Genomic DNA, 12,838 nt, shown 5'->3' with positions numbered 1-12,838 from the left:
GCCCGGACGCCCCGAGCGCCACCACCAGCACCCCCTCCACCATCACCGGCGCGGGCGCCGGCCCACCCTCCGGCGGGACTCCCGGGAGGGCAGGGGAGGGGACCTGCGGCTTCGGCGCCGGCCGCTTCCAGCGCACCTGCCCGGAGTCCGTCGCCAGGGCGCGCACCGCGCCGTCGGGCGCCACCAGGAACACCCGGCGGTGCGACTCATCCACCACCGGCGGTGTCCGCACGGGAGGCTCCCCGCCCAGGCGCCAGCGCTCCTTGCCGTCCTCCAGCCCCAGACAGACGACGTCGCCCACCACGGTTCCGGCGATGACGGCGCTTCCTGCTTCCACGGGCGCCACCGCCACCTCGCGGCCCAGGGACACGCGCCACACGGGGCGGCCCTCGCGGTCCAGGCGCAGCACGGTGCCTGCCTCATTGCCCAGCAGGACGCCATCCGCCACGGCCGTGAGCCCCGCCCGGGACGACGCGTCACTGGAGAACTGGAACGCGCTGTCCACTGGCGCGCGCTGGCACGCCATGACGGCCAGCGTCAACGTCAGGCAGGGCAACCAGGGCAGGCGTGGACAGGCGCGAGACGGCATGGTTTGGGGGAGGATGACGCAAGCAAGGAACTTCGACCATGCCTACGATTCGTGAAGACGAAACCCCCAATGCCACCGGCATCCCGTCGTCCGCCCGGCGCTCGGACATCATCCCGCCCCCGACGCTCGCGGTGACGGAGGAGCTGCTCCACGCGCTGCCCAAGACGGACCTGCACTGCCACCTGGACGGGTCCATGCGGCTGAAGACCATCCTGGAGCTGGCCGAACAGCAGAAGGTGAAGCTGCTCGCGGACACCGAGGACGGCCTCGCGAAGGCCATCCACATGGGCCAGGTGTGCAAGAGCCTGGAGGAGTACCTGGTCGCGTTCGACGTGACGCTCTCCGTGCTCCAGACGGCCGAGTCCCTCTACCGCGCCGCCTATGAGCTGGCCGTGGACGCCGCCGCGGAGAACGTCCGCTGGCTGGAGGTGCGCTACTCGCCCGCGCTGCACCTGCAGAAGGGCCTGAAGATGACCACGGTCATCGACTCCGTGCTGGAGGGCCTGCGGGCCGCCAAGCGCGAGACGGGCATCAAGTGCGCCGTCATCGTCTGCGGCATCCGCCACATCAACCCGCAGACGTCCATGCGGCTCGCGGAGCTCAGCGTCGCGTACAAGAACCGCGGCGTCGTCGGCTTCGACCTGGCGGGCGCGGAGGCCAGCTTCCCGGCGAAGGACCACCTGGACGCCTTCCGCCTCATCCTCAAGAACAACGTCAACTGCACCGCCCACGCGGGCGAGGCCTACGGCCCCGAGTCCATCTCCCAGGCCATCCACTCCCTGGGCGCGCACCGCATCGGCCACGGCACCCGGCTGCGCGAGGACGGCGACCTGCTCAACTACGTCAACGACCACCGCATCCCCATGGAGGTCTGCCCGTCCTCCAACGTCCAGACGGGCGCGGTGCAGTCGCTGGAGTCCCACCCGCTCAAGTTCTATTTCGACTACGGCCTGCGGGTGACCATCAACACCGACAACCGCCTCATCACCGACACCACGGTGACCAAGGAGCTGTGGCTCGCCCACCGCGAGCTGGGCCTGTCGCTGGAGGACCTCACCACCATCATCGTCTCCGGCTTCAAGAGCGCCTTCCTCCCGTTCCGGGAGAAGCAGGACATGCTGCGGCAGGTGAACCAGGAGATCGCCACCACCCTGGCCGCCTTCGAGAAGCGCCCCGCCAAGGCGCTGCGTCAGCCGGCCTGAGCGCCGCCCCCACGCGCCGCCCGGCCTTGAAGGCTTCGGGCGGCGGGTGGTCGTTTGTCCTGGCGCGCGGTGCCCGGGGCCGGGTGGAATGCCCCCCGCATGGCGCGGGCACTTCCGCCGTCGCGCGTGCCACGCCTCGCGTGGAGGGATGATGGACGACACCTACGGCACACCCCCGACGCCGGAACCCGGCCCTTCGCGCGCGAAGGCGGTCCAGGACCTGGCCGTCCCCTCCATCCTGATGCTGGTGATGGCCGGGCTCACGCTCCTGTACTCGCTGGTGAGCATGGCCAGCCCCACGAACGTGGAGCAGCTGGCGCCCTTCCTGGACAACCCGGACATCCCCCAGCAGTGGAAGGACATGATGCTGTGGATGTTGTCGCCCCTGGGCCGCATCGTGCTCACGGTGCCCGGGCTGGTGCTCAACGGCGTGGTGGCCTTCGGCGCCTGGAAGATGAAGAACCTGCAGAGCTACGGCTGGTCCATGGCCGCCGCCATCATCTGTTGCATCCCGTGCTGCGGCCCGTGCTCCTGTCTGTCGCTCATCCCGGGCATCTGGTCGCTCATCGTGCTCAACCGCCCGGACGTGAAGGCGGCCTTCGTCTAGCGCGCGGTCCTTGCCTCCTCGTTGAATGCACATCGGGCGCCCCGGAATCACTTCCGGGACGCCCGTCGCGCTTCAAGGTCTGGGGCCCGTCTGGAAGGTCAGGTGACCTTCATCCCCTTGGGGATGACGACGACGCCGCCGGAGGTGACGTGGAAGCGGCGCTTGTCCTCCGCCGCGTCGTAGCCAATGGTCATCCCGGGCGGAATCTCCACGTTCTTGTCGATGATGGCCCGCTTGATGCGGCACCTCCGACCGATGGTGACGTTCTCGAAGAGGATGGAGTCCTCCACCTCCGAATACGAGTTCACCCGCACCTTGGGCGACAGCACCGAGCGGTGCACGCTGCCACCGGAGATGATGCACCCTTCGGCGACCAGCGAGTCCGTCGCCTTGCCCACGCGCTTGTTGTCCGCGTCCGCGAAGACGAACTTCGCCGGCGGATAGTTGTTGGGCTGCGTGTGGATGGGCCAGCGGTCGTTGTAGAGGTTGAAGATGGGGTCCACCTCCACCAGGTCCATGTTGGACTGGTAGTACACGTCGATGTTCCCCACGTCGCGCCAGTAGCCGCGCTCCTTGTCCTCCTGGCCGGACAGCGTGTTCTGGGCGAAGTCGTACACGTACACGGGCTCGTGCTTGTACAGCTCGCTGATGATGGACTTGCCGAAGTCGTGCGCGCTCTTCTCGTCCGCGGCGTCCCGCACCACCTCCTTCACCAGCGTGTCGGTGCTGAAGAGGTAGTTGCCCATGGACGCCAGGCACATCTTCGGGTTGCCCGGCATGGGCGGCGGGTCCTTGGGCTTCTCCAGGAACTGGAGCATCCGCCCGTCCGGCCCCACGTCGATGATGCCGAACTCGCGCCCCTGTTCGATGGGCACGGGGATGGCCGCCACGGTGCACGCGGCCTTCCGCTCGATGTGGAAGTCCAGCATCTTGCGGACGTCCATCCGGTACACGTGGTCCGCGCCGAACACGAAGATGTGGTCCGGCTCCTCGTCCGTGATGATGTTGAGGTTCTGGTAGATGGCGTCCGCGCTGCCCTTGTACCAGTCCAGGCCGGTGCGCATCTGCGCGGGCACCGCCTCCACGTAGTGGCCCAGGAACGCCGTCATGCGCCACGCGCGCGACAGGTGGTTGTTGAGCGAGTCGCTCTTGTACTGCGTCAACACCTTCATCCGGTACACGCCGGAGTTGGCGAAGTTGGAGAGGACGAAGTCGATGATGCGGTAGCGCCCGCCGAACGGGACCGCGGGCTTCGCCCGCTCACGCGTCAGCGGCTCCAGGCGCGTGCCCGCGCCTCCCGCCAGGATCATGGCCAGCAGCTTTGACATAGGTGCCGGCCACGTTAGCCCCGGCCCGCCATCCCACAATGCCCGTGCGAGCGCCTCTTCGCGTACCGTTGAATGCCCAACCGCGAGGGGGGGACGGAGGTCCCATCCCCTCCTGGTTTCAGAGGATGTAGGAGGAGGGGTGCAACCCGGTGGGTCCCCTCGCCTTGCGTGGCTTCCCTGGACGCGGCGTGCTAGCGTGGGCACCGCGATGTCTGGCGACCAAACCCGAGTCACCAAGATCTCCAGCCTCACCCCAGGACCCGAGCGCGGCACGGAGTGCTGCCTCGTGCAGATCCACGGACCGGAGCTGGGCAAGAAGTACGTGCTGGAAGAGACCGAGTTCACCATCGGTCGCGACCAGCACAACCACATCGTGGTGGACCTGGACAACGTGTCCCGCCGCCACGCTCGCATCTGGGGTCGCCAGGGGAAGATGTTCGTGGAGGACCTCCAGTCCACCAACGGCACCTACCTGAACGACAAGGAGGTGCTCCAGGCCCAGCCGCTGCGCAGCGGGGACCTGGTGAAGGTGGGCGGCTCCATCTTCAAGTTCCTCGATGGCGACAACATCGAGACCCAGTACCACGAGACCATCTACACGCTGACCATCGCGGACGGTCTCACGGGCATCAACAACAAGCGCTACTTCCTGGAGTACCTGGAGCGGGAGATGGGCCGCTCGCACCGGTACCAGCGCACGCTGTCGATGTTCATGTTCGACATCGACCACTTCAAGCAGATCAACGACGTGCACGGCCACCTGGCCGGGGACTACGTCCTGCGGGAGCTGGCCCAGTCCATCAAGCGGCTGGTGCGCCGCGAGCAGTGCTTCGCGCGCTACGGCGGCGAGGAGTTCGCCGTCGTGATGCCGGAGGACGGGCCGGACAAGGCGCGCGTCTTCGCGGAGAAGATCCGCAAGCTGGTGGAGGACAAGGTCTTCACCTTCGAGGACAAGGTCATCCCCGTCACCATCTCCCTGGGCGTGGCGGAAGTGGCCCCGGAGATGTCGGAGCCCACCCAGTTCATCAAGGTGGCGGACATGAACCTCTACAAGGCCAAGAAGACGGGCCGCAACCGCGTGGTGGGCTGAAGCGCATGGCGTCCGAAGCGGGCGGTCCGTCCTTCCTGGCGCGGCTCCTCTTCGTGCTGCTGGGCATCGCCTTCTTCGCGGCCGCCTGGGTCTGGTACCGCAAGGACACCGACCCACGCGCCGCCCGGCTGGTGGAGCGGGTGAGCGGAAAGCAGCACGGCGCGGCGTCCTCCCCGTAGGGGAGCACACCGCGCCGCTTCACTTGAACACCGCTCAGGTGCCTTCGCGCGTCTCGGCCAGCCGGCCGCGGGTGCCGGGCAGGCTGTCCGGCGGCATCTTCCCGTAGACGTACTGCACGGTGTCCAGCAGCGTCTCGTGGACGTCGCGGGCCTTGAAGCCCAGCTCGCGCTCGGCCTTGGCGGGCTCCAGGTAGAACCAGTGCTCGCCAATCTCCACTTCCTGCGGATCCAGCTTCGCCACGGTGCCGCGCACCTTGGCCCACTGCTCCAGCAGCTTGCCGCCCCAGATGTTGAGCTCGCGGGGCAGCTTCATGCGTGGCGCGGGCACGCCGGTGAGGCGCTGGAGCCGTTCAAAGAAGTCCGCCAGGGACATGTTCACGCCCATCAGGTGGCGGCCGTACACCTCGCCCCGGGTGAGCGCCTGGACGAAGGCGTCCGCCGCGTCGCGTGCGTCCACGAAGGACATGCCGCCACCGGGCATGGACGGAATCTCCCGGTTGAGGAACTTCACCACCGTCCAGGTGGAGGACAGCCGGTCATCCCCGGGCCCCATCAGCAGGCTGGGGTTCATGACGACGAGCGGGATGGCGTGCTTGCGGCAGTACTCCAGCGCCAGCTTCTCTTCGTAGATCTTCGACAGGTAGTAGGGCCAGTTGGCGACGGTGGTGATGGGGTAGTCGTCGTCCTCCGTGCCCACGCGCTCCTCCTTCGACACCGCGATGGTGCCGGAGGTGGAGCCCAGGATGACGCGCTTCACGCCCGCTTCGCGCACGTCGCGCAGGAACTCGCGCGTGCAGTCCACGTGCAGCTCGTACATCCGCCGCGCGTCCTTGTTCTGGAAGGAGACGAGCCCCGCCAGGTGGTAGACGGCGTCCACGCCCACGAGCGCGCGGCGCACCGCGTCCCGGTCCTTCAGGTCGCCCTGGAGGACCTCCGTCTTGTCGAATGCGGGGCCGGACGGCTTCGAGCGCGCGATGAGGCGCACGTCGTGGCCCGCGGCGACCAGCCTGGGCACCAGGTGCGTGCCCAGGAACCCCGTGCCTCCAGTGACGAGCAGCTTCACGAGTCCTTCCCTCCCGTCAGGGCGCGGGCCGGCGGGGTGAAGACGCGGTCCGCGCCCACCTGCTCCAGGTCCAACACCTTGCCCGCGCGCAGCGTGCGCACCGCTTCCTCCGCGATGTGCGTCACGTAGCGGTAACCCTCCGAGCGCGCCATGCCCTGCGCCCGGGCCTTCAGCGACGCGTACTCCAGCGCCGGGCCCACGTGCACCTCCAGCTCCTTCGTCTTCGGGAACATGGAGCCCTTGGGCAGCGCCTCGTAGGCGCCGTGGATGTAGAGCGGCAGCACGTCCACCCCGTAGGTGAGCGACAGGTAGCCCAGCGTCGGCTTGAACTCCATCAGCTCGCCCGTGGTGGAGCGCGTGCCCTCCGGGAAGATGAGGACGTTGAAGCCCTGGCGGAGCGCTTCACCCGCCACGCGCAGCGACTCGCGCAGCGAACCCTGCCGGTCAATGGGGATGAGGTGCGTGAAGTTCTCGAACCACGCGCGCTTGAGCGGCGTGTCGAAGAAGTAGTCGCGCGCGGCCAGCGACACCATGCGCTCGCCCTGCTCGCCCAGCACCACGCGCACCAGCCCCGCGTCCAGGTGGCTGGCGTGGTTGGCGATGACGAGGAAGTTGCGGTTCTGCGGGATGAACGTCTTGCCCGTCACCTTCACGTCGAAGACGCCGCCGTAGAGCACCTTCTGCCCGAAGGACAGGAGCTGCCGTCCCACCGCGGACACGGCCTCCGGAACGGGAATCTCCTGGGCCTCCGCGCGCTCGTTCTCCTTGAGGATGTCGCGCGCCCGCGTCTCCTGCGAAGGCCGGCGGCCGGACACCACCACCAGCTTGCGCAGGTCCTCCACCGTCTGCACCTGCGTGAGGTCTTCAATCGCGGGCAGCGGCACGCCCGCGCCCTCCAGCGCCACGGACATCTCCGTGAGCATCAGTGAGTCGAAGCCCAGGTCGCCAATGAGCTGCGCGTCCGGACGCACGTCCGACACCGGGCGGTGGCACACCTCCGCGACCAGCGGGTAGAGCCAGTCCGCGACTCCGCCCGTGGGCGTCGCCTGCGCCTTCTCCTTCACGCGGCCCGCGCTGGCCGCCACGCGTTCCAGCCGCTGCAACTCCTCCACCACGCGCTTGCGCTTCACCTTGCGGGTGGACGTCTTGGGCAGCTCGCCGTCCCAGAAGCGCACCGTCTTCACGCGCCGGTAGAAGGGCATGCCCGCGCTCACCTTGCGGAAGTGCTCCTCCAACTCGTGGCGCACCTCCTCGCGCGGACGGTCCTTGAAGTCCGGCACGCAGAGGCAGGCCACCTTCTCGCCGCCGGACTCGTCCGGCAGGCCGACGATGGACAGCTCCTTCACGTGCGGGTGCTCCTGGTACAGCTCCTCCAGCTCGTCCGGGTAGACGTTCTTGCCGTTGGCGTCGACGATGACGTCCTTGGCGCGGCCCATCAGGTACAGCCGGCCCTCGTCGTCCATGCGGCCCAGATCACCCGTGTGCAGCCAGCCGTCCTTCACCACGGCCTCGGTGGCCTCGCGGTCCCCGAAGTAGCCGGCCATCACGTTGGGGCCCTTGGCCAGCACCTCGCCGATGCCGTCGTTGTCCGGCGTGAGGATGCGGAACTCGATGCCCGGCAGCGCCTTGCCCACCGAACCCCGGATGCGCTTGTTGGTGGCCTCCGACACCGCCAGCACCGGCGCGGCCTCCGTCAGGCCGTAGCCCTCGCGCATGGTGAAGCCCAGCTCGTGGAAGGCCTGGTGCACCTCGTCCGACAGCGCGGACCCGCCCGACACCAGCACCTTCACCCGGCCGCCGAACTTGCGGTGCACGGGCCAGAACAAGAGCTTGCCCAGGTTGAGCGAGCTGCGGTTTCGCAGCTCCCCGTTGGCCGCCATCAGCGCCTTGAGCGCCTGCTCCACCACCGGCGGACGCGCGGCCATCTCCTGCGTAATCTTGCGGTGCAGGAGCTGCCACAGCGCGGGCACGCCAATCATCGCGGTGACGCGGCCCGTCTCGAACACGTCGCCCAGCCGGTCCGACGTCAGCTCGTCGATGTACGTGATCTCCGCGCCGCGCGAGAACGGCGTGAGGAAGCCGGCGGAGAATTCAAACGTGTGGTGCAGCGGCAGCACGGACAGCACGCCGTCGCCCACGCCCACGTTGAACGCGCCCGCGAGCTTCGCGACCAGCGACGTGAAGTTGCGGTGCGTGAGCATCACGCCCTTGGGCGTGCCGGTGGTGCCGGAGGTGAAGATGACGCTGGCCACGTCGTCCGGGGCGGCTGTCTTCCTCACCGGCCCGATGCGGTCCGGGTACGCCGGGTCGCCCGTCATCGCCTCCGCGAGGCTCGCCACGCCCACGCCTTCACCCAGCGCGGTGAAGAGGCCGGGGAAGTCCTCCGCGGCCTGCTCGGAGATGAGGCACTGCCTGGCCGCGGCGCGCTTCGCGATGTTGACGACCTCCGCTTCCGTGAGGGCGGGGTCCACCGGCACGACGGTGGCGCCCGCGCGCAGGATGCCGAAGTAGCTGATGGCCCACTCCGGCCGGTTCTCCGACACCAGCAGCACGCGGTCGCCGCGCTGGATGCCGGCGGCCATGAGGTAGCTGCCCACGCGCGCGGCGTAGCGGTGCACCTCGCCGAAGGTGAAGCGCTCCTCCTTCTCACCCGCGGCCATGCGGAAGGCCACGCGGTGACGCCACGCGTGCACGGTGGCCTCGAACATCTCCAGCAGGTCGCGCGACGCGGGGATGGCGGTGCGCTTCTCGCGCTCCTCGTCCAGGCCCGGGAACACCCACTTCTCCAGGCCGGGCAGGTGCGTGCCCAGGAAGTACTCACGCCAGTCGATGCGCTCCGGCGCCCAGTCGATCTTCGCGCGGTCCGCGGCCACCATGCGCTCGTAGACGGAGCGCGTGTTGTCGCAGCGGAAGACGTAGCGGTTCTCCCAGAGGAAGGGGAGGAACAGCTCGATGAGGCCGGACAGGCTGCCCGCCTGCGACTCCACCTCGTCCAGCGCGGTGACGGCCTTGTCCACCATCGCCTGGATGCGCGGCGCGCCCCAGGCGGGCCGCACCTCGCCCAGCGTCTTGCGCAACAGCTTCGCGCCCTTGAGCAGCATGGGCGCGCTGAGCAGCTGGAACTCCTGCTTGCTCACCGGCTGCGGCTCGATGCGCGAGCGCAGCGAGTTGACCAGCGAGTTGCCCGTCTCGCGGTTGCGGTAGAAGCGGCGGCGGTACAGGCCCACCAGCTCCACCGAGCGGCTGGCGAGGAACGGGTTCACGTCGCCGGAGGCCAGGTTGTAGACGCGGCGCTCCTCCACCTGGATGGCGTGCGCGGTGATGCCCAGCGTGGCGCCCGCCACCTGATCCACCGGGATGATGTCCAGGATGGCGTGGTCCCCCGCGGGGATGCCGCGCTGACCTTTGATGCCCGCGTACGCCAGCGGCGCGGACGTGGTGAAGCCCTCGTTCCAACCGGGGAACGGGAAGTGCGCCGCGCTCTCCACGATGGAGGGCCGCACGATGGAGTAGCGCAGCCCCGGCGTGCCGGCCATCACCTGTTCGCCCAGGTGCTTGGTGTACGTGTACGTGTTGGGCCAGCCCCAGTGCAGCGCGCGCTCCATGCCCGCGCGCACCAGCTCACCGGACAGCCACAGCTTGCGCTCACGGCCCACCGCCAGCCGCAGCGTCTTCTCATCCGTGGCGTCGCGGCCTTCCTCCTCCAGCCGGTCCAACGCCTTCTGCCGGAAGATGGACGTGAGGGCCTTGTCGTCCGCCTGTTCGCGCAGGCGGGCCACGGTCTTCTCCGCGTCCACCAGCTCCTGCTCCAGGCTGAAGTCGCGCCCGTCCATCTCCTCCATCTTCGGGAAGTAGCCCGCCACCTGCTCGTCCTCGAAGACGAGCCCGCTGCGGTTGCCCGCGACGAAGGCGGTGGACATGTGGATGAGCGGCACCTTCCAGCGCAGCGCCAGCTCCACCGCGTTCTTCACGCCGTGGGTGTTGACGTTGAGGCCCACCTCCAGCGACGGGTTGAAGGACACCAGACCCGCGCAGTTGACGATGGCGTGCACCTGCCCCGTCATCCTGGCGACGTCCGCCTCCTCCAGGCCCACCCAGGGGTCGGTGATGTCGCCGTCCAGCACGATGCACTTCTCGCGCAGGTACTGCATCGCGCCGTCGTCGCCCAGGCGGTCGCGCAGCGGCTGGAAGGGCTCGCTGGGCGCCACCTTGTCGAAGAAGCGGCGCTCCGCGGACGCGGCGCTGCCCTTGCGCACGACGACGTAGACCCGGTCCAGCACGTCGCCGTAGTGGAAGAGCAACATCGACAGCGTCACCTTGCCCACGAAGCCGGTGGTGCCGACGAAGACGATTCTCTTGCCGGTGAAGACCTCGGTGACGTTCAGCTCGGAGGGCGTGGCCATGTCCGTGTGCGACCCTTTCACTTCACGTCCACCATCACCGTGGGCGCGATGCGCAGCAGGCTGATGGACGCCGAGCGCCCCATGAAGCCGCGCGCTTCTTCAATCGCCTCGGAGAGGGTGTCGGTGCGTTCCCAGCCGAGCAGCGCCGGGACGTGGTTGTTCTCCGCGCCCGCGACAATCACCTTGCCCACGTGCTGACGGCCGTTCTCGCCCCAGTACCACATGTAGAAGGGGTGCACGCCGTGGTAGGCGTTGCCCTTCCTGTACAGGTGCACGTAGCTGGGGTTCTCCGCGAACTCCTTCTCGTACTTGTGCTCCAGCTTCATGGAGTCGCGCGTCTCCGGCAGCAGCCGGTGGAAGAACTCGATGTAGCTGGGGTGCTGCACCGGATCGAACTCGTCGTAGGCCGGGTGCAGGAGGATGAGCACGCCACCCTTCTTCACCAGCGGCACACCCCGGTTGAGGTTGTAGAAGTAGCCCAGCCCCATCACCTGCACGAGCAGCGGGTTGAGCACGGAGTTGACGCTGTAGGGGCTGACGAACGGGATGGGGAAGATGACGATGTCGCTCTGTCCCTCCACCGGCACCACGTACTGCTTCCAGCTCTGCTCCAGCGTCTTCTGGTGCGTGGGCTCCGTCGCCCCGGCGAACACGCCCGTCACGTCGTAGGGCGCGGGGATGGCGTTGAGCACCTTGCGCGCGGCGGCGCGGGGCAGCTTGGACAGCGTGAAGCGCAGGGCCTGGAACTTCAGCCGGTCCGCCTCCGTGTAGTCCTCTTCCTTCTTCGCGAGGAAGTCCGTGGGCGCGCCGAACATGCGGTTGTTCAGCGTGGTCTCGATGTGAAAGACCTTGAGGTTCTGGTCGATGACCGTCCCGATGCGCGTGTTCTTCGTGTACAGCGCGCTCGCCTTCGGCTCCATGTAGCTGTCGGAGTCGCGGATCGTCTTCGGGTTGTGGTGGTGCCTGAGCGACGCGTAGTTCGTCACGCCCGTGCCCATGGACTTGTGCCCGCCGTTCATGGGCACGAAGTTGATGTTCACGTAGACGATGAGGTCGCTCTCCGCGACGCGCCGGTTCACCGCCACCACTTCGTTGTGGCTGGTGCGCTCCAGCTCCGTGATGCCGTCCGGGTCTTCCGCGTCGTGGTTGTAGTAACGGTCCGGGTAGTAGGCGTCGTAGATCTTCTCGCCCACCATCCGCTTCATCTCGCCTTCGGTCATCCGGCGGTGCAGCGCGTTGGCGATGACCAGGTGCACGTCATCCACGCCGGAGTCCGCGCACAGCTCCAGCACCACCTCCAGGATGGACTGGCGCACGTCGGGCGTGACCATGGGCGGCAGGGGCACGCTGATGTCGTCGATGACGCAGGTCAGCCGCATGCCGGGCTTGAGCAGCGCGTGCAGCGGGTCCATGCCCTCCGGGTGGTTGATGGCCCAGCGGATGGCGGCCTTCACGTTGGGCACGCCCTCCAGCGGGGGGCGGGGGAAGATGACCCGGGTGCCCACGGGCAGGTCTTCCTGCAGGAAGCCTTCACCGTAGAAGAGCGCCCGGGGAGGGCTGCCCTTCTCCGTGATGACCACCTGGCTTTCCTCGTCGTACAGCTTCTGGAGCGTCTTGAGCGGGCGCATGGGCGTGGGCCGGGGGAAGGAGGGGGTTACTTCAAGTCCAGGATGGGCCAGTTGTACGCGCGCGCGAGCGAGCGCAGCCGCAGGTCCGGGTTCACCGCGGTGGGCCGTCCGACGACGGCGAGCATGGCGTAGTCGGAGGCGCTGTCCGAATAGCCGTGGCACTGGTTGAGGGCCAGGCCCTCTTTCTCGCAGTAGGCGCGGATGGCGTTGGCCTTGTTGGCGCCTTCGATGATGGGCGGAATCACCTTGCCCGTCGCCTTGCCGCCCACGAACTGCATCTTGTTGGCGATGACGTCGTCGCAGCCCAGGTGCCGGGCCAGCGGGCGCATGGTGAAGTCCAGGGCCCCCGTGACGAGCACGATGCGGCAGCCGGCACGACGCGCCTCGTCGATGAGGTCCTGCGTCTGCTCGTAGAGCGCGGGCTTGAGGACGTCCTCGAACATGTCCTCGGCGATGGTGACGAGCCGGTCCTCGCTGAGCCCCGAGTAATAGCGGTAGAAGAACTCGTTGAAGGCCTTGCGGTTGACGGCATCCAGGATGCCGAACACCGGCAGCCCCAGGGCGGTCCCCAGGGTGCGGCCCGCGATGCCCCGGAGCGAACCCCGGTTCATGGCGTAGTAGGCATAGACGTGGACGATGTTCGTCCGGACCAGCGTCCCGTCGACGTCGAAGAAGGCAGCTTTGGCGGGCACTTTGGGGGGCATGGGCGGTCGGGCTTCCTCCCATCCTGGAGGCTGTCTCTTATACAC

At 68.2% G+C, this 12,838-nt stretch carries 10 protein-coding genes; 4 read left to right on the top strand and 6 right to left on the bottom strand.

What is annotated here, in order from left to right; translation table 11 throughout:
• Positions 1-526, bottom strand: a 526-nt coding sequence (locus D7Y13_RS28485) for an outer membrane protein assembly factor BamB family protein (protein WP_244222383.1), incomplete at its 3' end; no start/stop codon positions are given.
• A 101-nt stretch (positions 527-627) separates the two neighbouring features.
• Between D7Y13_RS28485 and add the strand changes: the two genes are divergently transcribed.
• Together add and D7Y13_RS28475 are read left to right on the top strand one after the other, a co-directional pair.
• Entirely contained in the window at positions 628-1,791 is a 1,164-nt protein-coding gene (add, locus tag D7Y13_RS28480; RefSeq protein WP_120533165.1) for an adenosine deaminase, read from the top strand.
• Between the two features lie 148 nt (positions 1,792-1,939).
• On the top strand, positions 1,940-2,398 hold the full coding sequence (locus D7Y13_RS28475; protein ID WP_120533166.1) for a hypothetical protein: 459 nt from the start codon (positions 1,940-1,942) through the stop codon (positions 2,396-2,398).
• A gap of 98 nt (positions 2,399-2,496) precedes the next feature.
• On the opposite strand, the gene glgC is transcribed toward D7Y13_RS28475, so the two are convergent.
• Complete coding sequence (gene glgC, locus D7Y13_RS28470) at positions 2,497-3,726, bottom strand: glucose-1-phosphate adenylyltransferase (protein WP_120533167.1); 1,230 nt, start codon at positions 3,724-3,726, stop codon at positions 2,497-2,499.
• A 208-nt stretch (positions 3,727-3,934) separates the two neighbouring features.
• On the opposite strand from glgC, the gene D7Y13_RS28465 reads away from it, so the two are divergent.
• Both D7Y13_RS28465 and D7Y13_RS28460 read left to right on the top strand, forming a co-directional pair.
• Positions 3,935-4,816: a GGDEF domain-containing protein gene (locus tag D7Y13_RS28465; protein WP_120533168.1), complete on the top strand. Its 882-nt coding sequence runs from the start codon at positions 3,935-3,937 to the stop codon at positions 4,814-4,816.
• A gap of 5 nt (positions 4,817-4,821) precedes the next feature.
• The gene (locus D7Y13_RS28460) at positions 4,822-4,995 is read left to right on the top strand and encodes a hypothetical protein (RefSeq protein WP_199732662.1); all 174 of its coding nucleotides are present in this window, start codon (positions 4,822-4,824) and stop codon (positions 4,993-4,995) included.
• A gap of 34 nt (positions 4,996-5,029) precedes the next feature.
• Here D7Y13_RS28460 and D7Y13_RS28455 read toward each other — a convergent pair whose 3' ends face one another.
• From D7Y13_RS28455 to D7Y13_RS28440, 4 genes are read right to left on the bottom strand one after another with little or no spacing between them, the layout of a single operon-like run.
• Positions 5,030-6,058: an NAD-dependent epimerase/dehydratase family protein gene (locus D7Y13_RS28455; protein WP_120582301.1), complete on the bottom strand. Its 1,029-nt coding sequence runs from the start codon at positions 6,056-6,058 to the stop codon at positions 5,030-5,032.
• On the bottom strand, positions 6,055-10,461 hold the full coding sequence (locus tag D7Y13_RS28450; protein WP_120582300.1) for an AMP-binding protein: 4,407 nt from the start codon (positions 10,459-10,461) through the stop codon (positions 6,055-6,057). The genes D7Y13_RS28455 and D7Y13_RS28450 overlap by 4 nt, the downstream gene beginning before the upstream one ends.
• A gap of 17 nt (positions 10,462-10,478) precedes the next feature.
• Positions 10,479-12,089 (bottom strand): NPN-dependent hydroxyacid isomerase, LarAH14/15/16 family, encoded by a 1,611-nt coding sequence (gene larAH / locus D7Y13_RS28445; protein WP_120533171.1) that lies wholly within the window; start codon positions 12,087-12,089, stop codon positions 10,479-10,481.
• A 26-nt stretch (positions 12,090-12,115) separates the two neighbouring features.
• Positions 12,116-12,781, bottom strand: a complete 666-nt coding sequence (locus D7Y13_RS28440; protein ID WP_120533186.1) for an HAD family hydrolase — start codon at positions 12,779-12,781, stop codon at positions 12,116-12,118.
• Between the last annotated feature and the right edge of the window lie 57 nt (positions 12,782-12,838).

Origin of the sequence: Corallococcus praedator, assembly GCF_003612125.1 — a bacterium.
In the GTDB taxonomy this organism is placed as follows: domain Bacteria; phylum Myxococcota; class Myxococcia; order Myxococcales; family Myxococcaceae; genus Corallococcus; species Corallococcus praedator.
The sequence above is the reverse complement of the archived record's forward strand: the minus strand, read 5'-3'. Positions and strand labels throughout refer to the sequence as shown.